Origin of the sequence: Marivirga tractuosa DSM 4126 (assembly GCF_000183425.1) — a bacterium.
GTDB lineage: Bacteria > Bacteroidota > Bacteroidia > Cytophagales > Cyclobacteriaceae > Marivirga > Marivirga tractuosa.
Genome location: NC_014759.1, coordinates 4,393,272 through 4,414,099, shown reverse-complemented (window position 1 = coordinate 4,414,099; position 20,828 = coordinate 4,393,272). Strand labels below are relative to the sequence as shown.

Here is a 20,828-nt window from a genome sequence, read left to right as displayed (position 1 = left end):
AAGTACGATAAGAAAATCAGCTTTCAATTCATTTTTCAAAAACGTAATAAGAAATTAATCAAGTCTTTATAGTGCTGATTCGGAATAGCAGGAAAATTGGCAATTCGAATTGTATTTTCTTTCCATTTACCGTATCCATTTCCCAGTATGATGCCTTCATTATCAGCTTGTTGCTTTATTTTCTTAATAACTTCTATCTCCCCACTTAAGCAAAAGACAGTATCAGATTGAAAAACATTGGAATGTATTAAAGATGATAAATTTTCTAATTTTGAAAGCTCCTTGCAAAACTGCTCCTTCCTCTTCTTCAAGTTATGATGAATAGCAGAAATATTCTCCACATTTTGCATCAATCGATTAAGCAAATAGAAATTCGCAATATTGGGAGTATGATGAGTTTGGTTATTTAAGGCATTCCTTAAAATAAAATTAAATGAATTGTAATGCTCATTTTCATCAATTTTCTTTGCCATATCCAAAGCTTTAGGGCTTACCACCATCAAAGCCATTCCAGCAGGTAGACCGAAACACTTTTGCACTGATGCGTACCAAATGTCACCCAATTCCCAATTGAATTCATAACCCGCCATGGAGGAAGTTGCATCATAAGCTATTAAACTTTCAGGAAATTTCACGCGAACCTCCTCTTGAAACTGTTCAGAAATAGCTGTACCATTTGAGGTTTCATTATGGGTGAACCCTAATAACTCTGCCTTTTTATCTACAGATTGAAAAGATGGGTTCTCTTCCAATCCAAATGAAATAGCTTCAGCCTTAGGATGAATTTTTCGGGTATAATTGCACCATTTTTCTCCAAAAGCACCATTAAAGAAATGATAGGATTTATGTTGAATAAAAGATTGTGCAATGATTTCCCAGCATTCTGTTGCAGAGGAAACCATTACAATCTCGTAATCTAAAGGAATATTCAATTTTGATTTCAAGAGGATTTTGGTATCAGAGAATAATTCTTGAAAGGCTTTTGATCTATGATTCCTTTCCAAAATTCCTGATTCCATAGCCTCCTGAAAATATCCGGCCACTTGCGGATAAATTTTAGATGGGCCGGGATAAAAATTAGATCGCATGAAAATTATTTCCCCTTGAATTCAGGCTTTCTTTTCTCTACAAAAGCTTCCATACCTTCAGTCTGATCTTCTGAAGCAAATGTTAAATAGAAGTTTTTTCTCTCAAAGTGCAAGCCTTCGTCCAAATGCGTTTCAAAAGCCCTGTTAACTGATTCTTTTGCCAACTTAGCTGCTACAGGAGACATTTGTGCTATTTGCTCAGCCAGTTCAGCAGCTGCTTCCAGATACATCTCTGTAGGAACAACTTTATTAACTAAGCCATAATGCATTGCTTCCTCTGCACTAATAAAATTACCAGTCAAGACTAATTCCATCGCTTTGGCTTTACCAATTGCCCTAGTTAACCTTTGTGTACCACCTGCTCCCGGCATTACTCCGATTTTTATTTCAGGCTGACCGAATTTAGCAGATTCTGACGCTACAATCATATCGCAAGTCATCGCTAATTCGCAACCACCGCCCAATGCAAATCCTGAAACGGCTGCAATCAATGGCTTCTTTGTTTTTTTGATTTGATCCCAAGTGCTGAATTGATCAACATTGAGCATGTCAATAGCCGTTTTACCTGCCATTTGCTTAATGTCTGCTCCAGCGGCAAAAGCCTTCTCATTACCTGTTAAAATTATAACTCTAACATTTTCATCCTCATCCAAGACCTTTAAAGTGTCCTTCAATTCAGTCATTAACTGTAAGTTCAAGGCATTTAATTCTTTAGGTCTGTTAAGATTGATGAGCGCAATATGCTTTTTATATTGTGTGTTTACTTTTATGAATTCCATAATGTAAATATGAAAAAGCAGGAGAGTATAAAAAAGAAAAACCTTCTTTTTTCAAAGAAGGCTTTTCGTGTTAAACAGGTGTATGAATAAAATTTGTGTTTGTAATAGTATATACTGCTAGCCTTTAAAAAGTAACCCCTACCCCAGAACTTTTTTTTACATTATTTCAATAATGGAATTAAACTACTGATTAACAGTAGATTAAATTCGAAATAAAATTATAAATTAATTGAAAAATAAAAGGATATAGGAATAATTACTTCACAACTTCTTCTTCAGTAGCAGGACTTTTATCCTCTTTTGGCTTTTTCTTTTTATCCTCAGTTAGATAATCATTGATTTTTGATCGAATTTCCTGATTGGAAAGGTTATGATAAATTGTTCCGTTTCTAGCAACAGAAAGCTGGCCAGTTTCTTCTGAAACAATGAGAATAATAGTATCGGTAGTTTCTGACATTCCAATGGCTGCCCTATGTCTTAATCCAAATTGTGCTGGAACATCCTTTTCAGTGACAGGCAGCACACATCTTGCCGCTGTAATTCTACCTTTATGAATAATAACGGCACCATCATGTAAAGGGCTTGTTTTATTGAAGATTGCCATTAGCAAACGCTTGGAAACAATTGCATCGATTAAATCACCTGATTCAGAGTAAAATTTTAATTCAGAACCTTTGGATAGCACAATTAAAGCGCCTGTATTGGTTCCCCCTAAAGACTTGGAAGCTTCTATTAATGGTGTAATGTTTAGTTCTTCTCCAGCTTTCTTCTTTTTCCAAGGCAGATTAGAAAGAAATCCATTTTCTGAATTAAAGGAAGTGGTTTTACCTAAAAGTAAAAGGAATTTACGGATTTCTTGCTGGAATAAAATTATTGCAGCAATAACCCCAACACCCATAAACTGACCTAAAATTGCCGATAACAATTCCATTTCTGCAGCCCGAACCACCAAATAAATTAAATAGAGAGAGAGAAAGCCAATGAAAATACGGACTGCAACACTTCCTCGCATCAGATTATAAACCTGAAAAAGCAAAAAGCTTACTAAGCCAATATCTAAAATATCAACTAGACTTACTTCTAAAAACCCTATGGTAAAACCTAAAATCAAGTTGTTAATTGGTTAAAAATTTTCACTGTTTCCACTGCTTCTTTCACATCATGAACTCTTAAAATAGCACCTCCATTTAGCAAAGCAGCCATATTTAAGGCGGTTGTCCCGTTTAATGCATTAACAGCATCAACACCCAAAAGTTTGTATATCATCGATTTACGAGATACACCCACTAAAATAGGGCATTCTAATTGTTTAAAATAGGACAAATTATTGAGGATTTCATAATTCTGAGCCAAGGTTTTTGCAAATCCGAAGCCAGGATCAATAATGATATCATTCACTTGCAAAGAACGAAGAATTTCCAGTTTTTCACTTAATTCTAATACGATATCTTTTACTAGATGCTCATAATCTGTCAATTTTTGCATACTAGCTGGAGTTCCTCGCATATGCATTAAAATATAAGGCACTTTTAATTTAGCTACTGTATTAAACATCTCTCCATCCAAATTTCCTCCAGAAACATCATTTATAATTGAGGCTCCCGCTGCCACAGCCTTTTCTGCCACTTCTGAACGGAATGTATCAATTGAAATTACGGTACTTGGAAACTTCTCGATTATGGTTTCAATTAATGGAATTACCCTCCTCTCCTCTTCATTAATAGAAACTTCGCTAGCATTTGGTTTAGTAGAGTACCCCCCTATATCTATAATATCTGCACCATCCTTCAACATCTCTTCTACTTTCAACACAGCTTTATCTATGTCAATATTTTGACCCCCATCGTAAAATGAATCTGGAGTAGCATTTATAATGCCCATAACCTTCGGGCGGGACAAATCGATTAAGTTCCCCTTGGTAAGGAGTGTTTTTTTATAAGAAAATGCTTTATCTTTCGCTTCCAATAATTTTTAAGATAGAATTTTAAAACCCGGTAAAGTTGATGACGCAAACCGAAAGCGAATATAAGCAAGTTATTGCGCTGTGTAAAGATGTTTTCGAAAAGAAAACCAAAGATTATGGTACAGCATGGAGAATTTTAAGATTACCCTCCATTACAGACCAAATTCTTATTAAAGCTCAGCGAATAAGATCCATTCAAGAGAAAGGGTCTCAGAAAGTTGATGAAGACATCAAAAATGAATTTATTGGAATTATTAACTACTCAATTATTGCAATAATACAGGAATCTCTTACAGAGAACGCCCCTCTTGAGATTCCTGCAGATGATTTGATGCCAAAATATGAAAATGCCGCAGAGGAGACTTTGCAATTATTATTGAATAAAAATCATGACTATGGCGAAGCTTGGAGAGATATGAGAGTAAGCTCTATAACTGATATCATTTTAATGAAATTATATAGAGTGAAACAAATAGAAGATAATCAGGGTAAAACCCTCATATCTGAACCAGTAAAAGCCAATTATCAGGACATGATTAATTATGCTGTTTTTTGTTTAATTAAGTTGAAAGAAGAAAAATAATACATCTATGAAGATATTAATTGATATAGTTCGATATATAGTAGGCGGTTTATTCATTTTTAGTGGTCTAGTAAAAGTAGTGGATCCAGTAGGTACTGCTATTAAACTAGAAGAATATTTTGCAGTTTTTGCTGGAGATATTGCTTCGTTCTTTTCCGTTCTTGAACCTTATGCTTTAGTAATCGGAATAGTTCTAAATGTTTTGGAAGTAACCTTGGGAATTGCCTTGATCATTAGATGGAGAGTAAGGTATACATTGAACCTACTAAGTATCATGATTGTATTTTTCACTTTCCTAACTTTCTATACAGCCTATTTCAATAAAGTAACAGACTGTGGTTGTTTCGGTGACGCCATTACTTTAACTCCATGGCAATCCTTTACTAAAGATGTTATATTAGTCGTATTAATTGGCTTTTTATATCTGAATATTCAAAAAATTAAAGAGAGCACCTTTGGTCCAAAAAATATCATAGTAGTATGCACAGCAGCAATTAGCTTTCTACTATGTATTTATTCTGTTAGACATTTGCCGCCTATTGATTTCAGGGCTTATAAAGTAGGAACCAACATACCCGAAGCTATGCAAGCAAAGGAGAACCCGAAATTTCAATATACTTTTGAAAAGGATGGGAAAGAAATCAAAACTTATGAATATAAATCTGAAGAAGAAGGATATACTTTAACTGGGCATGAGATAACGAACCCAGATGCATCAACTCCAAAAATTACTGATTTTGCAACCTGGAATGAATCAGGTGACAAAACTAATGAAGTATTAAGTGGAAAGAAATTATGGATTGTGGCCTACGATATATCTAAAGCAAGCACTGAAGGCTTAATAGATATAAACAATCTCCTTTTAAGGCTTAGTCCAGACATCAAACCCATTATATTAACCTCTTCTTCTGCCGAGGAAGTACTCCGAATTAGAGCTGAAAGGGGTATGAAAACTGATTTTTACTATGCCGATGCTACCGTATTAAAAACCATTATTCGCTCAAATCCAGGATTAGTTCTAGTGCAGGATGGTACAGTAAAAGAAAAATGGCACTTTAATGATGTTCCTGATCCTTATGATGTTACTGAAAACTTGAATTGATGCGATATTTTCTTTTAGGGCTACCTGGTAGCGGCAAAAGTCATTGGGGAAGAATATGGTCGAAAAAATTAAAACTTCCTTTCTTCGATTTGGATGAAGTTATTGTAGAAAATGAAGGCAATAGCATTAATGAAATTTTTAAAAATGAGGGAGAAGAACACTTCCGTAATTTGGAAACCTTCTATCTCCAAAAATTAATTGCTAACTATAGTAGCTTGATTCTTTCAACAGGTGGTGGAACTCCTTGCTTTAGGGATAATTTACTGCTTATGAATGAAAAGGGAATTAGCATTTTCTTGAATCCACCTATAGAAGAAATTGCTAATAGGGTTTGGAATCCCAATGAAATTATAAAAAGACCCCTTTTTTCAGACTGCAATTCAATAAAAGATGTTCAAGAGGTTTTGCAGCGTTTAAATGAAGATAGAATCCCAATATACCAAAAAGCTATAGTAGAACTAAAAAGCTATAGTGAAAATTCTATAAAGGGCTTACACAAAAAAAATGCTGAGAAATAATTCTCAGCATTTTATATTTAATGGAGTCTCTAGAAATTCTTACCTATTGTAAGTCTGAAATTAGAAATATTTGATTGAGAATCAACTGTATTTGAATTGGCAACTACACGCTTTTGATAAGGCGTATAAGTAGGGTTAGTAAATCTACTTAAGCTATAGGTTAAATCTGCAGTAAATCCATTTCTCAAAATACCAATGCCTCCACTTATGGCATCCCTACCCTGCTCAAACCCCGTATTGTATGGATTATCAAAGTAAGCATACCCAACTCTTGCTCTAAAAACATCTAATCTAGCTTCAAGACCTGCTTTCAAATTAAATGTACTTCTCAAATCTCTCCCAACCTCAGGAGTATCACCTCCAAAAGCACCATTATTACTATTAAATCGCGCTGATTCATAATCTACATACTCCACATCGGCCGTTGCAAAACCATGTTTAGAAAGAAAAAAAGTTGCCCCAGCAGAGATTTTCTGTGGAATCATAAAGCTATAGGAAGGAACTTCGTTTAGTAAATCACTTTCAGGCCTGCTTCCATCAGCGAAAAAAGATTGCATTCTAATTTCCTGAGTTTCATTTATGCTCATTATAGTAGGACTTGTATACGACAATCCTAAATTGATAATATTAATTGGCTTGTAGATTGCTCCTACCGTCAAACCCAAACCAGCTCCTGAAATAATAGTTTCTTCATTGACTTCATAACGGTTTAAAATAGTATTACTTGGTCTTTCAGTAAAGGTCTTTTCCTGTCTGTAGTTAAGAAAATTAATATTAAGACCAGCACCAAGGTATAGCTTATCATTATAATTAGCTCCATATGAAAAATCCAAGGTTGTTAATCCACTGTAAGTAGAAATATTCTCATTCTGCCTTACACTTCCCAATTGATCGTAATCATACCTATCGACTTCATAACCCAAGAAATTCCCAGTTTCATCTTCAACATCGAATATTACTAGTAGATCGATAAAACTCGCCAAATCCGAATAAGGGTTTGTCGCAAAGTCTTGATTATATCCGCTTTCAGTTTGATACCGTTTGAGTTGGCCATCCTCATTGATAAAAGGAGACAGCATACTTTCCATAAAATCACTTGGAATTCCATTTTCAGGATTAACATTACCGCTATAGTTTATATTATTATAGAAGCTTTGCTTTTGGTTAATAGCGATACCAAAGGTACCAGAAACCCACTTTGAACCTGCATATTCCTCAAACCTGTTGTGAAATACCATCCCCATATTTGGTACTTGAATATTTAAACCATAATTGGAATTATTAAAATTTTCATTTAATGAAGGGTCGTTGTAGTTTACGTTATAGGTTGAATTAAAACCTCCTATTCTCAGCACGGGGGATATAGCCCAACTAGATCTATTGTAAAATCCTAATCCAGCTGGATTAGCTGATATTGAAGAAATATCTCCACCAAGTGAAACATTGGCTCCACCCAGAGCTACAAACCTGGCTGTTCCACCTCCATCTGTTTGACTGAAACGAACCGCATCAGCAGTATAAGGTGATATTTGACTATATAAATTATTAGAGCCTAAAACTCCTATAATTATAATAAAGAAATATTTGAGCGTTTTCATCTGTATATAGTTTTTTATTTGGTTCGATGGAATCTTTAACGGAAAAAGTCAGTACTTTTTTTTTTTAGAATTAGCAATTCCTATGACAAACGAGAATTGTAACCGTTCCGATTTCATCAAATTAAAGTTAATAGTACTTTTAAAAATTTGACAGAGCTTTTCTGTTATCTATCAAAAAAAGAAGAAGAAATAAAATTGAATCAAAAAAAGCACCCAGAAACTAGGTGCTTTTAATTTTATCAGCCACCTCTGCCACCACGTGATGAGCTGCTACTTCTTGAGGAACCACTACTTCTCGAGCTGCTTCCTGAAGACCTGCTACTTGAAGAGGATGATCTTCCAACGGAACTACTACTTCTTGAGCTAGAAGATGACCTGCCAAATGACGAAGAACTTCTACTTGATCCAGAAGATCTTCCGTAAGAGCTGCTAGAACCTGATGATCTTCCATATGAAGAAGAGCTCCTAGTTGGGCTGTTCCCAAAAGATGAGCTTCTACTACTACTTGAACTTCTACCTGAAGAGTAAGTGGACCTATTGGTTCTAGAACTGTTATAATATTGAGCATTGCTTCTTGTTGCCGCATTACTCGATCTTGCTACACTAGAAGAATTACTTCTAACAGTTCTGGATCTATCTCCGGTATAAGATGTCGATCTTACATTGTTATCAGCAGTAGATCTAGCATAAGCTGCAGTTCTTGAGGTTCTACTATATAAGGTATTATCATCTAAACCTCTTGTTCTAACTGCACTAGTTCTTGCATTACTTCGGCTATTTACAGAAGCACTGTTTCTTGAACGATCAGAAACTTGAGTTATAGCCCTGCTTCTTTCTGTTCCCACATTTCTGCTTGTGTTGTAGGTTTCTCTAGAACTTCTAACACTACTGTTATTAGCTACTCTAGCATTTCTAGAAGTAGTGGTGCTTCTGCTTATTCTTGGACTACTGCTATATGCCCTAGTTCTTCTAGAATTCCTATTGTCAGTTAAATAATATCCATTGTACAGTGCTGAATTATATCCATCGTAGAAACCATTTCTATATCCATTTCTATAGCCCCAAGCATATGAGCCTCCCCAATAAGGGTTTCTCCAAGGATCTCTGAATCCATACCCGTAAGGACTTCCCCAAAATGGGTCATAAAATGGATCATAGAAACCTCCTCTTCCGAATCCCATTGACCAGTAGGATCTGCCCCATGAATTGAAGCCGAAACCAACATTAAAACCAGGTCTGAACATAAATGGATCATAAAACCCACCATACATCCATGGATCGTTCCAACCATACATCATCGGGTTTATTCCTCCACCATAATAATTATAAATTTGAGTCTGAGCTAATCTTTCACCAGATTGAGGATCACGACCATTTCTTGCTGCATTTTCATCATAGTACCATCCTTGATCAGTACTATCAATTCCTTTTTCTGCCGCTGGTGGTGCTTGATTCAATTCAGAATTCTGTTGTTTTTGATTATTTTGAAAATCATTGAAACCTTCATCAGAGGATTCAAATTGATTATATGCGTAGCCTGATTTTTTCAATTCCTCAGCCTTACGCTTTTCTTCCAAAGCGATCTTCTTATTTAATTCCTTTCTATCTTTGGAAGTAAAATATAGGTCATCACTTTCAACTTTTAGATCTGATTGACCAAATCCGACCCTTGGCATAAAAAATATGCTGATTAATAATATAAAGCTTAAGGTTTTCATGGCTACATAATTTAATGTTTCTAATTTTACAACGATTATTATTGTAAATTGATTTCAATATATGAAAATCATTCGACATAATAATCAATAATTATGACACAAACTTCATACCAAAAATTATAAAATGGCGAAAGTATTACCAAAAAGAAGTGAAGATTACTCACTGTGGTACAATGAATTAGTAAAAAAAGCAGATTTAGCAGAGAATTCTGCTGTAAGAGGTTGCATGATCATTAAACCTTATGGATTTTCCATTTGGGAAAAAATGCAGAGGGAATTGGATGATATGTTTAAAGAAACTGGTCATCAGAATGCTTATTTTCCTTTATTCATTCCTAAATCATATTTAAGTAAAGAAGCAGACCATGTTGAAGGCTTTGCAAAGGAATGTGCTGTAGTTACACATTACCGGTTAAAAAATGATGAAAATGGTAAAGGAATAGTAGTAGATCCTGATGCAAAATTAGAGGAAGAGCTCATCGTGAGACCTACTTCTGAAACAATAATTTGGAATACTTACCGAAATTGGGTGCAATCTTATCGTGATCTTCCATTATTGATCAATCAATGGGCAAATGTGGTCAGATGGGAAATGAGAACCCGCTTATTTTTAAGAACAGCTGAGTTTCTATGGCAAGAAGGCCATACTGCTCATGCCACTAAGCAAGAAGCCATAGAGGAAACGGAGAGAATGATAAATATTTATGCAGATTTTGCGGAGGAATTCATGGCTTTACCTGTAATTAAAGGCTTAAAATCGGAAAGCGAAAGATTTGCAGGTGCATTGGAAACTTATTGCATTGAAGGTTTAATGCAAGATGGGAAAGCTCTTCAAGCAGGGACTTCCCACTTTTTAGGTCAAAATTTTGCAAAAGCATTTGATGTGAAATTTGCCACCAAAGAAGGGAAACAAGAATTTGTCTGGGGAACTTCATGGGGAGTGAGCACAAGATTGATGGGAGCATTGGTAATGGCACATTCTGATGATGAAGGACTAGTGTTACCTCCAAGATTGGCTCCTATTCAGGTTGTAATAGTCCCTATATATAAGACTGATGAAGAGCAGCAGAAGATCACTGAAGTAGCTGAGAATCTTAGAAAGTCATTAAAAAAGAAAAGAATTACGGTGAAATTTGATGACAGGGATACTCATAAACCAGGTTTTAAATTTGCTGAATGGGAATTAAAAGGTGTTCCTTTAAGAATTGCCATTGGTCCAAGAGATTTAGATAATGGAACAGTTGAACTTGCCAGAAGGGATACCAAAGAAAAGCAAACTGTATCTATTGAAGGCATTGAATCAGTCATTGAAGATACATTAGAGATAATTCAGGAAAACATATATAATAAAGCCAAAAATTTTAGAACCGAAAACACTTATAAAGTTGATACTTATGAGGATTTCAAAAGTCAATTAGAAAAAACTGGTGGGTTCATTAGTGCGCATTGGGATGGTACTGCTGAAACAGAAGATAAAATTAAAGAAGAAACGAAAGCAACCATCCGCTGTATTCCTTTAGATGCTCCAGAGGAAGGTGGAAAATGTATTTATTCAGGAAAACCATCAAATAAAAGGGTGCTTTTTGCAAAAGCTTACTGATTTTATCTATTTTTAGTTTTAATTTGAATCTATGGTAGGTATTATATTTCTTATTCTCGCAGGCTTGTTACTCATAATTGCTGAGTTGATTTTCGTACCAGGTACAACTTTCGTTGGCGTGATCGGTCTATTGCTCACTATTGTGGGTATTTTTATTGTGTTCGATGACTACGGAAATACAGCAGGTTACTGGACAACTGCGGGAACTGCAGCAGTAACGATCATCGGAATTGTTTACAGCTTTAAATCAAAATCATGGGACCGGTTTTCATTAAAATCCAGTATTCAAAGTAAAGTAAATGATGAGGACATTTTCACTTTTCAGGTTGGTGAAAAAGGAAAAACAGTTTCTGATTTAAAACCAATTGGAAAAGCCGAAATTTTTGGCAAGATTTACGAAGTCAGAAGCAAAGGTGAATGGATTGGAGCAGGGCAAGAAGTTGAAATAATCAAAATAGATTCTAAAAGAATATTTGTAGAACCAATTAAATAATATGGATACATCGTTAATTTTTATTGTAATAGCAGGAATAGTCTTATTTTTCGTATTCCTGTATTTTGTACCTATCAACCTGTGGATTACCGCAATTTTCTCAGGTGTGAAAGTAGGCTTGTTCGAACTAGTTTTTATGCGAATCAGAAAGGTTCCACCACGAATAATAGTGGAATCGATGATTACAGCGACAAAAGCCGGCTTAGAAGTCACAACAAACGAACTGGAAACCCACTATTTGGCAGGTGGTAATGTACCCAACGTGATTAAAGCATTAATTTCGGCAGACAAAGCCAATATCACTTTAGGATTTAAGCAAGCTACAGCAATTGATTTAGCTGGTAGAGATGTTTTTGAAGCTGTTCAGATATCAGTAAATCCAAAAGTAATTACCACTCCTAAAGTTGCAGCAGTTGCAGCAGACGGTATTCAGCTAATTGCAATTGCAAGAGTTACGGTAAGAGCTAACATTCAGCAATTAGTGGGTGGTGCTGGTGAAGACACTATTTTAGCAAGGGTTGGAGAAGGTATTGTAACTTCAATCGGTTCAGCTAATTCTCATAAAAACGTATTGGAGAATCCAGATAAAATTTCAAAATTAGTATTGCAAAGAGGTTTGGATGCTGGTACTGCCTTTGAAATTTTATCAATAGATATTGCAGATGTGGATGTAGGAGCCAATATTGGAGCGAAACTACAAACTGACCAAGCATCTGCCGACTTGAAAGTTGCAGAAGCTAAAGCAGAGGAAAGAAGAGCTATGGCTGTTGCAGAAGAGCAAGAAATGAAAGCCAAAGCACAAGAAGCAAGAGCAAAAGTAATTGAAGCTGAAGCTCAGGTTCCACAAGCCATTGCAGAATCATTCAGAAGTGGTAATCTGGGAATTATGGATTATTATAGAATGCAAAATATTCAAGCAGATACTGACATGAGAGATTCTATATCTGGAAGTGATAAAGGGTCAAGTTCAGCTAAGAAATCATCTGGTGGTAAAAAAGGAGATGATAAATAAACCAATATTATAAATCTTTAAAATGGCTCATCTTTTCAATAAGTTGAGCCATTTTTTTTTAATAATAACCTTTCCAAACTTAGCCTTAAAATGCAATAATGAAATTCAGAATCTGGTAGACATTAAATGAATACTCCGTTTTTAAAAAGTTGAATCAGATCTAAATCAATAATAGAGCTTATAAATATCCTCAATCTTTTTTCTTATTTTCGGGCATGGCAAATACAATTAAATTCCAATTGATAGATGTATTTACATCTGAGCCATTTGGAGGTAACCCACTGGCTATTTTTGATCATGCAGATGGTTTGAGTGCAGACCAAATGCTCAAAATAGCAAAGGAATTAAACTTATCTGAATCAGTTTTCCTGAAGAAACCTAGTGCCGAAGCTGATGTGAAAATGAGGATTTTTACACCTGGAATGGAACTACCCACTGCTGGCCACCCGACAATTGGAACGTCTTTTTACTTATTGAAAGAAAAAGGAATTGATCCGAAAAAGGAGAATGAATTACTTTTAGAACAGAATATTGGAAATCTAAAAGTACAATATGAAAAGAAAAAAGGTAAAATCTCCAAAATATTGATGGAACAACCTTTGCCAAAGTTTGAACAAACTTTCAAGGATAAAAAGCTGGTGGCATCCCTTATATCTATAGATGAAGATGATATTGAAGAGGATTATCCATGCAGAATAGTAAATTGTGGAAATCCATTTTTGATTATACCCATAAGATCACTTGAGGCGGTTCAAAACCTTAAGCTTAATAATGAACTTTTCAGTGAAATTTTAGATGAAATATTCGTCACTGGAGTAATGGCTTTTACTATGGAAACCCAAAATCCTAATCACTTAACGCATAGTCGAATGTTTGCTCCCCATATAGGTGTAGCGGAAGATCCTGCAACTGGGAGTGCTCATGGTCCTTTAGCTTGTTATTTACATAATTATAATATGGCAGATTTGAGTGAGTTAGCGATTGGTGAGCAAGGGTATGAATTAGGCCGACCAAGTCAAGTGAAAATGAAAATTGCACAAGAGGAAGGGAAAATCTCCAAAGTGATGGTTGGGGGTTCTTGTGTGCATATGGGTCATGGAGAAATCAGGATACCAGAATAAATGGAGCGAAAAAAAATCCTTTTTGTTTGTCCCTACCCTTTTGACGAAGCACCAAGTCAACGATTCAGATATGAGCAATATCTTTCCGCCTTGGAAACGGAAGGTTTTCAATTTGAGTTAGCTCCTTTCCTTAATTTGAGGGCTTGGAAAATGCTATATAAATCAGGTCAAAGCTTTCAAAAACTATTTTGGCTTGTATTATCGTTTATCAAACGCTTTTTCTTACTATTCCAGTTATATCATTTTGAATATATATTTATTCACAGAGAAGCCACACCAGTTGGCCCGCCCTTTTTTGAATGGGCGGTTCGTTTTATTTGGAAAAAAAAGATCATCTATGACTTTGATGATGCTATTTGGCTTGAAGACCCCAATGAAAAAGGTAGCTTAAAAGCAAGAATAAAATGGAAGTCAAAAGTTAAAAGTATTTGCAAATGGAGCTATAAAGTAAGTAGCGGAAATGATTATTTAGCTCAATTTGCAAAAAAATTTAATGAGCGAGTTGTAGTTAATCCAACCACAATCAATACCGACTATCACAAAGAAATAAAAGTATCGAAGAGGGAAAAGAATGTAATTGGCTGGACAGGGACACATTCTACTCTTCCTTATTTAAAAATTATACTTCCAGTTTTAGATGAGCTAGCAAAAGAATATGATTTTGAATTATTGGTGATTTCCAACCAAAAGCCTGATTTTGATGTCAGATATATGCGCTATATACCTTGGAGGAAATCTAAAGAAATACAAGATTTGAATCAAATGGATATTGGAATCATGCCATTAACCAATGATATATGGAGCCAAGGAAAATGTGGGTTTAAATTATTGCAATACATGGCTATTCAAAAAGCTGTGATAGCTTCTCCTGTTGGAGTAAATAAAAAAATGATTCAGGAAAGCGGTGCAGGATATCTTGCTGAAACTAAAGAGAGATGGCAAAGTGCAATAGCGAAGTTACTAATGGATCCCAGTTTTAGGGAAGACTTAGGAAAACAAGGCCAAGAATATGTAGAAAATAATTACTCTGTAAATTCAAACAAAAGCACATTTTTAAGTTTATTTCAATGAGCTAGACTAGATTATCAATTTTTCAAATAAATTTCAATACTTTTATACATATGTACCACTAAAATTAAAGAATATGAAAAGAATATTTACTGTAATAACATTGATAGTCTTTGGAGTTTTCAACTTTCAACAGACCAAAGCACAAGAATTCGAAAACATCGTTACAAGTGGAACTGGAGATGCTAACACTTATCTGAAAAACTACATGAACCCATTTGCTGCCTCATTGGGGAATGGATTAGCAAACGGATGGTATAACACTGCAAAACCACACAAAACATTAGGTTTTGATCTTACTCTTAATATGAACTTTGCTATTATCCCTGATGCTGCTTCGCAGTTTGATTTTAATGCTGACACTTATAATAATGTGAGACTAGCCAACCCTAATGGAGATAGTATGTTGCCAACTTTTACCGGAGGTGCAACAGATACAAGACTAGAAATATTTGGACAGCGGGAAATAGATGGTGAGCCCTATTCATTTGAACAAGAGATCGTAGCACCCGATGGATTTGGATTAAGTGATCTACCTGGTCCTCTGGCTGTACCAACTCCTACCGTTCAACTAGGTGTCGGTATTGTTAAAAATACCGATTTAATTATTCGCTATACACCAGAAATAAATGTTGATGGATTAAGTTTTCAATCATTTGGTTTCGGAGTAAAGCATGATTTTAAACAGTGGATTCCAGGTATGAAATTGTTACCATTTGACCTATCTGGTCTAGTTGGATTCAATAAAATTTCCACAAATTATCAAATAGACGAAGCAGCAGGACAGTTTGCCGAATTTAATGCTAGTGCCACTACAATTCAGGCAATAATTTCGAAAAAACTACTTTTCTTCACTCCTTATGCAGGCGTGGGAGTAAATATAGTCAAGTCAAATTTTGCAATGAAAGGTGATTACGTATTCAATGAAAATACTAATGAAGAAGTAACTGTATCAAATCCTATTGATATTGACTTTGACGGAAGTGGCGGGCCAAGATTTACAGTTGGCGCCAGGTTAAAAATCCTTTGGGTATTAGCTTTAAATGTTGATTATACTATCCAAAAGTACAATACTTTATCTGTTGGATTAGGATTAAACATTAGATAAAACTCACTGCCATTACATCATTCATAGCACAGATCAAACCCTTGGTCTGTGCTTTTTTGCTTTCTATGGTGAAATCATACATGTAATAATAAAAAAGAGAAATTTAAGTTAATATTGCAGTTCAACTAACAAAAGAAATATATTATGAAAGGTAAATTATTAATTCTATTCGTTTTATTAACTGTTCAACAAGCTTATTCTCAGATAGGAACAGGCGATGTTTTAATTGGAGGAAGTTTTCAATATCAAAACATTGAAAGTGCAGATTTCCAAGAAATTAGAATTCTACCTAATGTTCAATACTTTTTAAATGATAATATCTCTATTGGAGGAACAGTTGGTTTCGTGACCAGTAGAAATAACTTAGGCCAAGATGTATATGGAAGAACTAATACTATTTTGGTTAGCCCAGAAGCACGATACCATATCGATCTAGGAGATAATTTGAAATTCTATGGTGCTGCTAATCTTGGATTAGGATTTGGGGGAACTGTTGGAATTGATGGTAATGACAGAACTGATGGTAATGATATTTCAACTTTTGATTTTTCAATTAATCCAGGAATACTTTTCACTCCAGGTTCTAAGGTGGGCTTTAATTTTGAATTAAACCTAATATCGTTTAATAGATATGCAGTTAGCAACCCTAATACAAATACTACTACAGTTACAAACCGAATTAACTTAGGCATCAACACCTTTACACCAACATTTGGTTTATATTACATATTGGGTAACTAAAAATAAGCTCCACAATTAAATAAAGACCTCATTGAGACATAATCAATGAGGTCTTTATTTATTAAACATTAACTGGTAAATAGATTTTTACCTTAGTCCACTCTCTTTCTTTACTCTCTATATTCATGGTCCCACCCAATTTTTTCAGAATCTCTCTACTATTGTAAAGCCCCATCCCATTACCATTGGACAGTTCAGTACCTCTATAAAACATGTCAAAAATAAACGGCTTAACCTTATCGGAAATCCCCATCCCGTTGTCAATAATTTCAATTAAATGAAAATCTTCATTTTGAGTGACATTCATTTTGATTTCAAATTCATCCTTTCGCTTGTCTCGATATTGAAAACTATTCTTAAGTAAGCATTTGATAATAATTCCTAAGCGGTTAGCGTCTGTCTTCACAGTATAATCAATAGGTATCTCTGTAGAGATTTTAGGTTCTATTTCATAGATATTGTCTACAAACAAAAGCATTTGCTCAAAAACATTTCGAAGATTCACCTCTTCGAAACTAACATGGGTATGAATGTTAGTTGCAACATTACTTATATCGCTTACAAAACTATTTAGCAACCTTAAATTAAGTCTTAAATGATGCTTCAATTCATTTACAGTATGTATATCTGATATTTCAATTACTTTCAATAAGCCTTCTAGAGAAGCGATTGGTCCCCTTATATTATGCGAAACACTATATAGAAACTTATCCAATTCATGATTTATTTGATTTAGAGCCAAATTCTGTTTCGTAATCTCCTCGGAGTAATTCAAATTTTCCGTTTTATCTTCTAAAATAAAGATATATCCGTCTTCCAATTGATGATTAGACCCTACTGGAAAAGCAGTAGCATTTATAAATACTTCACTTGAATTTTTAACATTGTGGATTACGAATGAAAAAGAAACTTGCCCCCCCTCTTCATTTAATTTTTCTATTTTAGACCAGAATTGCGAAATGTTTTTTACATAAATTGCATCGATGAAATTAAACTTCTCTTCAAGGTCGCGACCAAACAAGAAATTGAATTTATCATTAAACCAAAGTGCTTCAAAGCTTTTGTTTGTATACACTATCCCGCTTGGAAGCTTATTTAAAAGATCTTTATTGAATTGTGATTCCTCGAAGACATGCTGAGCTGATATTTTCTTAACTGGCTTTACAGCTTTATTCAATTCCAAAATTTGAATCAGGGCTTTATCATCATTTTGGAAAATAGGATTAAATAGGAAAACTTTCCCATCTTGTTCTAATTGAACTCCTTTGGGCAGCTCATTTTCTTGAATACTTTTTTCAAAGACTGTCAATGCATTCTCAAATTCTGAGTGCTTTTTTACGAAGTGCTGGTTTACATTGAGAAATTTATGAGAGTTCAGATCAATTATGAACATAGGATGAAGCCCATGTTCAAAAAAATCACTAAAACCTTCAAAGGTATTTTCCATCTTGCAATTAACGGACAAATCATTTTTTTGATTTCCATTTGACTCAAATCCAATTCTCTGCACCATAAATACAAAATTAGAACAGCTTCTTGTTAGAGAAAAACAGCATAGAATCGAAACCTTACAATTGTACAAATACCTTATAAAAAGAAAAACATCCTAAATGGCAGAACTCTCAATCTCTTTCTAGGTATAACTACCTAATTATATTGAAAAAGTATAAGTGATTCAATTAAAACAGATTTTTAAATTATTCAATTTGTAGTAAAATAATACAATATGTTACTACATATAATAATTATGATTTAAATCTGAATTTGTCCCAAATTAATGGTGATTCATGGAATGAAGCTTATCTTTGCTTCAGGAAAAAATGTCAGGAAATATGTACGGAAATCTTCAACAAAAATTACAAAACGATCTAAAGCAGTTAGAAAAAGACGGTCTTTATAAAAAAGAAAGAATTATTACTACTCCACAAGGAGCTTCAATTAAAACCAATACAGGTAAAGAAGTTTTAAACTTCTGTTCTAATAATTATTTAGGCCTTTCCTCTCATTCTAAAGTATTGGAAGCGGCAAAAAATACGCTGGACAGCCATGGTTTTGGAATGTCTTCTGTGAGATTTATTTGTGGTACGCAGGATATTCACAAAGAACTGGAGCAAAAAATAGCCAATTTTTTAGGCATGGAAGACACTATTCTTTATGCTGCAGCATTTGATGCTAATGGTGGAGTATTTGAGCCAATATTAGGGCCAGAAGATGCTATCATTTCTGATTCGCTTAATCATGCCTCTATCATTGACGGGGTAAGACTTTGCAAAGCTGCGAGATATCGCTATCAAAATAATGATATGGCTGACTTGGAAGAACAGTTAAAAAAAGCCAAAGATGCTAAAAGCAAAATCATTGTGACTGATGGAGTATTTTCCATGGATGGTTATGTTGCACAATTAGATAAAATTTGTGATTTAGCTGATAAATATGATGCCTTAGTTATGGTTGACGACTGCCATGCCACAGGATTTATTGGAAAAACCGGTAGAGGAACTCATGAGCTTAATGATGTAATGGGCAGAGTGGATATCATCACAGGTACATTAGGAAAAGCCCTAGGCGGTGCCATGGGTGGCTTCACTTCTGGAAGGAAAGAAATAATTGAAATGCTGCGTCAAAAATCAAGACCTTATTTGTTCTCCAATTCCTTAGCCCCTTCAATTGTAGGCGCTTCAATTGCGGTATTTGACTTATTAAGTAGCTCAACGGAATTACGAGATAAACTTGAAGATAATGTGAATTACTTTAAGGAAAACATAAAGAAAGCTGGCTTTGATATAAAAGATGGCGATTCAGCAATTGTACCAATAATGGTGTATGACGCTGCCTTATCTCAAAAATTTGCGGATCGGCTATTAGAGGAAGGTATTTACGTTATTGGATTTTTCTACCCGGTGGTTCCTAAAGAACAAGCTAGAATAAGAGTGCAATTATCAGCTGCTCATGAAAAAGAGCATTTAGATAAAGCAGTTGAAGCATTTACAAGAGTAGGGAAAGAGCTTAATATTATTTAGAAGTGAAATCCGGAACAGATATTCAAACCTGTTCCGGATTATCATTTCTTGTACAAATCACAAAAGATATTCAGCTTCCTGTTTAGCTTCATATATCTTAAACATTGCCCGGATATAGTCTTCCATTTCATCGGAGACTACTTTGATCTTGCTTGCAATCTCGCAAATCTCATTTCTATCAAATTCATTCAAATTAATAAGATTAGTCAATCCCCTCATGCTCACCACTGGCCTTCTCATTACATGAGAGATATCAAACAAAATCTGATCTAAAGTGGCATTGTACTTACGATGAATACTTATATCATCTATAAAAGCAAGACATTGGTAAACACCGTCAGTAGAAAGGGATACATGTATTTTAATCAAAAAGTACTTTTTCTCCTTGCCATCTACCAAATAAGGATAAACATATTCAATACTTTGGTCGTTCTGGGATTTCAACAACATTTTGGTAAACTCCTGCAAAGTCATTTGCAGCAGTGGCTCCAACTTTTCCATTGAATTACCTGAATAATTCAAAAAGGCAGGATGTTTTCTTATTAAATGATTACTGAAATGGCAATCCAATAATTCTGCATCTTTATTAATACTAAAATTGAGAAAAGCTGCAGGCATATGTTCAAAATTTACTTTATTAGTATAAAAGGCTGCATTTTTACCTAATAAATTATCATAAATAGATACTATATGTTCTCCAATACTTTCAATTTGATGAACAATCTGTCCAAAATCAAAAGCTCCTTCTTCAGTCATATTCAAACCCAAAACTCCTATCCTATCATCCTTAGCATCAATCAAAGGCAAAAGAAATACATTAGTGTTTTTTCCGCTAGTAGAAAAAAACTTGATGTCTTGTATTAGAGTATGTAAACGTGCATTCGAAATATAGATAACCTCTGAAAATAAAGATTTAAACTTCTTTTCTAATTGTCGGCACTCCAAATCTTCCGTTGTATAAAATCCACTATCCTCATTATACACCTGACTATAACCGTCATTCCAAAAAGACAAAAATACTTGATCTGCCTTCGTAAGATTGCAAAGCATCTTAAGAACAGAATCCATTTGCTCGTGCAAAATTTGCAAACGAGGTTCAAAAATCTGGTTGTTATTTATTTTAGGTATACTCATGAGCAGGAGTGTTAAATAAATCAGCTATTGTCCATATTATTATTTAATAATTAAACTGACCAAGAAGAGCACCTAATTGATGAATGATATCCTTTTTATCCCAAACTATGGAACATCAAATATTTTAGGTATGTAAAAACCTGCTAAGACGGGGCAATGACTGAATAACAACAATAGGGGAG

Annotated in this window: 19 protein-coding genes; 11 read left to right on the top strand and 8 right to left on the bottom strand. The window is 34.6% G+C overall.

Translation table 11 applies throughout. The features are described 5' to 3' along the window. Positions 1 to 35: 35 nt before the first annotated feature. The 4 genes from FTRAC_RS18580 to folP all read right to left on the bottom strand — a co-directional run bounded on the left by FTRAC_RS18580 (position 36) and on the right by folP (position 3,832). Entirely contained in the window at positions 36 to 1,088 is a 1,053-nt protein-coding gene (locus FTRAC_RS18580) for an aminotransferase class V-fold PLP-dependent enzyme (protein ID WP_013455831.1), read from the bottom strand. A gap of 5 nt (positions 1,089 to 1,093) precedes the next feature. Continuing rightward, positions 1,094 to 1,867 (bottom strand): enoyl-CoA hydratase-related protein, encoded by a 774-nt coding sequence (locus FTRAC_RS18575; protein ID WP_013455830.1) that lies wholly within the window; start codon positions 1,865 to 1,867, stop codon positions 1,094 to 1,096. Positions 1,868 to 2,123: 256 nt separating this feature from the next. Beyond that, positions 2,124 to 2,978 carry a diadenylate cyclase CdaA gene (gene cdaA / locus FTRAC_RS18570; protein ID WP_013455829.1) on the bottom strand — a complete coding sequence of 285 codons (855 nt, stop codon included), beginning with the start codon at positions 2,976 to 2,978 and terminating at the stop codon, positions 2,124 to 2,126. Beyond that, positions 2,975 to 3,832 (bottom strand): dihydropteroate synthase, encoded by an 858-nt coding sequence (gene folP / locus FTRAC_RS18565; RefSeq protein ID WP_013455828.1) that lies wholly within the window; start codon positions 3,830 to 3,832, stop codon positions 2,975 to 2,977. Before folP ends, cdaA begins: the two co-directional genes overlap by 4 nt. A 35-nt stretch (positions 3,833 to 3,867) precedes the next feature. Between folP and FTRAC_RS18560 the strand changes: the two genes are divergently transcribed. Genes FTRAC_RS18560 through FTRAC_RS18550 form a run of 3 tightly spaced genes read left to right on the top strand, consistent with a single transcriptional unit; the run spans position 3,868 to position 6,033 of the window. Beyond that, complete coding sequence (locus tag FTRAC_RS18560) at positions 3,868 to 4,413, top strand: DUF1599 domain-containing protein (protein WP_041650006.1); 546 nt, start codon at positions 3,868 to 3,870, stop codon at positions 4,411 to 4,413. 7 nt (positions 4,414 to 4,420) lie between these two features. After that, positions 4,421 to 5,515, top strand: coding sequence for a BT_3928 family protein (locus FTRAC_RS18555; RefSeq protein WP_013455826.1), 1,095 nt, complete (start codon positions 4,421 to 4,423; stop codon positions 5,513 to 5,515). Continuing rightward, the gene (locus FTRAC_RS18550; protein ID WP_013455825.1) at positions 5,515 to 6,033 is read left to right on the top strand and encodes a shikimate kinase; all 519 of its coding nucleotides are present in this window, start codon (positions 5,515 to 5,517) and stop codon (positions 6,031 to 6,033) included. Before FTRAC_RS18555 ends, FTRAC_RS18550 begins: the two co-directional genes overlap by 1 nt. Positions 6,034 to 6,062: 29 nt before the next feature. On the opposite strand, the gene FTRAC_RS18545 is transcribed toward FTRAC_RS18550, so the two are convergent. After that, positions 6,063 to 7,631, bottom strand: a complete 1,569-nt coding sequence (locus FTRAC_RS18545; protein WP_013455824.1) for an OmpP1/FadL family transporter — start codon at positions 7,629 to 7,631, stop codon at positions 6,063 to 6,065. A 239-nt stretch (positions 7,632 to 7,870) separates the two neighbouring features. Next, a complete protein-coding gene (locus FTRAC_RS18540) occupies positions 7,871 to 9,349 on the bottom strand; it encodes a hypothetical protein (RefSeq protein WP_013455823.1) in 1,479 nt (492 codons plus the stop codon). Between the two features lie 124 nt (positions 9,350 to 9,473). On the opposite strand from FTRAC_RS18540, the gene proS reads away from it, so the two are divergent. The 7 genes from proS to FTRAC_RS18505 all read left to right on the top strand — a co-directional run bounded on the left by proS (position 9,474) and on the right by FTRAC_RS18505 (position 16,492). Next, on the top strand, positions 9,474 to 10,949 hold the full coding sequence (proS, locus tag FTRAC_RS18535; protein WP_013455822.1) for a proline--tRNA ligase: 1,476 nt from the start codon (positions 9,474 to 9,476) through the stop codon (positions 10,947 to 10,949). 31 nt (positions 10,950 to 10,980) lie between these two features. Further along, positions 10,981 to 11,442, top strand: coding sequence for an NfeD family protein (locus FTRAC_RS18530; RefSeq protein WP_013455821.1), 462 nt, complete (start codon positions 10,981 to 10,983; stop codon positions 11,440 to 11,442). Between the two features lies 1 nt (position 11,443). Next, complete coding sequence (floA, locus tag FTRAC_RS18525; RefSeq protein ID WP_013455820.1) at positions 11,444 to 12,454, top strand: flotillin-like protein FloA; 1,011 nt, start codon at positions 11,444 to 11,446, stop codon at positions 12,452 to 12,454. 215 nt (positions 12,455 to 12,669) lie between these two features. After that, positions 12,670 to 13,575: a PhzF family phenazine biosynthesis protein gene (locus FTRAC_RS18520; protein ID WP_013455819.1), complete on the top strand. Its 906-nt coding sequence runs from the start codon at positions 12,670 to 12,672 to the stop codon at positions 13,573 to 13,575. Further along, on the top strand, positions 13,576 to 14,646 hold the full coding sequence (locus FTRAC_RS18515) for a glycosyltransferase (RefSeq protein ID WP_013455818.1): 1,071 nt from the start codon (positions 13,576 to 13,578) through the stop codon (positions 14,644 to 14,646). A gap of 73 nt (positions 14,647 to 14,719) precedes the next feature. Next, complete coding sequence (locus FTRAC_RS18510; protein ID WP_013455817.1) at positions 14,720 to 15,751, top strand: DUF6588 family protein; 1,032 nt, start codon at positions 14,720 to 14,722, stop codon at positions 15,749 to 15,751. A gap of 144 nt (positions 15,752 to 15,895) precedes the next feature. Continuing rightward, positions 15,896 to 16,492, top strand: coding sequence for an outer membrane beta-barrel protein (locus tag FTRAC_RS18505; RefSeq protein WP_013455816.1), 597 nt, complete (start codon positions 15,896 to 15,898; stop codon positions 16,490 to 16,492). 61 nt (positions 16,493 to 16,553) lie between these two features. On the opposite strand, the gene FTRAC_RS18500 is transcribed toward FTRAC_RS18505, so the two are convergent. Continuing rightward, positions 16,554 to 18,005 (bottom strand): sensor histidine kinase, encoded by a 1,452-nt coding sequence (locus FTRAC_RS18500; RefSeq protein ID WP_013455815.1) that lies wholly within the window; start codon positions 18,003 to 18,005, stop codon positions 16,554 to 16,556. Between the two features lie 319 nt (positions 18,006 to 18,324). Between FTRAC_RS18500 and kbl the strand changes: the two genes are divergently transcribed. Then, positions 18,325 to 19,512 carry a glycine C-acetyltransferase gene (gene kbl, locus FTRAC_RS18495; protein WP_013455814.1) on the top strand — a complete coding sequence of 396 codons (1,188 nt, stop codon included), beginning with the start codon at positions 18,325 to 18,327 and terminating at the stop codon, positions 19,510 to 19,512. 57 nt (positions 19,513 to 19,569) lie between these two features. Here the strand turns inward: kbl and FTRAC_RS18490 are convergent, their stop codons facing one another. After that, positions 19,570 to 20,646, bottom strand: coding sequence for a hypothetical protein (locus tag FTRAC_RS18490; RefSeq protein WP_013455813.1), 1,077 nt, complete (start codon positions 20,644 to 20,646; stop codon positions 19,570 to 19,572). Positions 20,647 to 20,828: the final 182 nt, after the last annotated feature.

Excerpts from the sequence above, each read along its gene's own strand:
- proS (WP_013455822.1), top strand. The coding sequence starts at position 9,474 with ATGGCGAAAGTATTACCAAAAAGAAGTGAAGATTACTCACTGTGGTAC.
- FTRAC_RS18555 (WP_013455826.1), top strand. The coding sequence starts at position 4,421 with ATGAAGATATTAATTGATATAGTTCGATATATAGTAGGCGGTTTATTC.
- kbl (WP_013455814.1), top strand. The coding sequence starts at position 18,325 with ATGTACGGAAATCTTCAACAAAAATTACAAAACGATCTAAAGCAGTTA.
- FTRAC_RS18580 (WP_013455831.1), bottom strand. The coding sequence starts at position 1,088 with ATGCGATCTAATTTTTATCCCGGCCCATCTAAAATTTATCCGCAAGTG.
- FTRAC_RS18515 (WP_013455818.1), top strand. The coding sequence starts at position 13,576 with ATGGAGCGAAAAAAAATCCTTTTTGTTTGTCCCTACCCTTTTGACGAA.
- FTRAC_RS18540 (WP_013455823.1), bottom strand. The coding sequence starts at position 9,349 with ATGAAAACCTTAAGCTTTATATTATTAATCAGCATATTTTTTATGCCA.
- FTRAC_RS18545 (WP_013455824.1), bottom strand. The coding sequence starts at position 7,631 with ATGAAAACGCTCAAATATTTCTTTATTATAATTATAGGAGTTTTAGGC.
- floA (WP_013455820.1), top strand. The coding sequence starts at position 11,444 with ATGGATACATCGTTAATTTTTATTGTAATAGCAGGAATAGTCTTATTT.
- FTRAC_RS18530 (WP_013455821.1), top strand. The coding sequence starts at position 10,981 with ATGGTAGGTATTATATTTCTTATTCTCGCAGGCTTGTTACTCATAATT.
- FTRAC_RS18505 (WP_013455816.1), top strand. The coding sequence starts at position 15,896 with ATGAAAGGTAAATTATTAATTCTATTCGTTTTATTAACTGTTCAACAA.
- FTRAC_RS18575 (WP_013455830.1), bottom strand. The coding sequence starts at position 1,867 with ATGGAATTCATAAAAGTAAACACACAATATAAAAAGCATATTGCGCTC.
- FTRAC_RS18500 (WP_013455815.1), bottom strand. The coding sequence starts at position 18,005 with ATGGTGCAGAGAATTGGATTTGAGTCAAATGGAAATCAAAAAAATGAT.
- FTRAC_RS18520 (WP_013455819.1), top strand. The coding sequence starts at position 12,670 with ATGGCAAATACAATTAAATTCCAATTGATAGATGTATTTACATCTGAG.
- FTRAC_RS18510 (WP_013455817.1), top strand. The coding sequence starts at position 14,720 with ATGAAAAGAATATTTACTGTAATAACATTGATAGTCTTTGGAGTTTTC.
- FTRAC_RS18550 (WP_013455825.1), top strand. The coding sequence starts at position 5,515 with ATGCGATATTTTCTTTTAGGGCTACCTGGTAGCGGCAAAAGTCATTGG.
- FTRAC_RS18490 (WP_013455813.1), bottom strand. The coding sequence starts at position 20,646 with ATGAGTATACCTAAAATAAATAACAACCAGATTTTTGAACCTCGTTTG.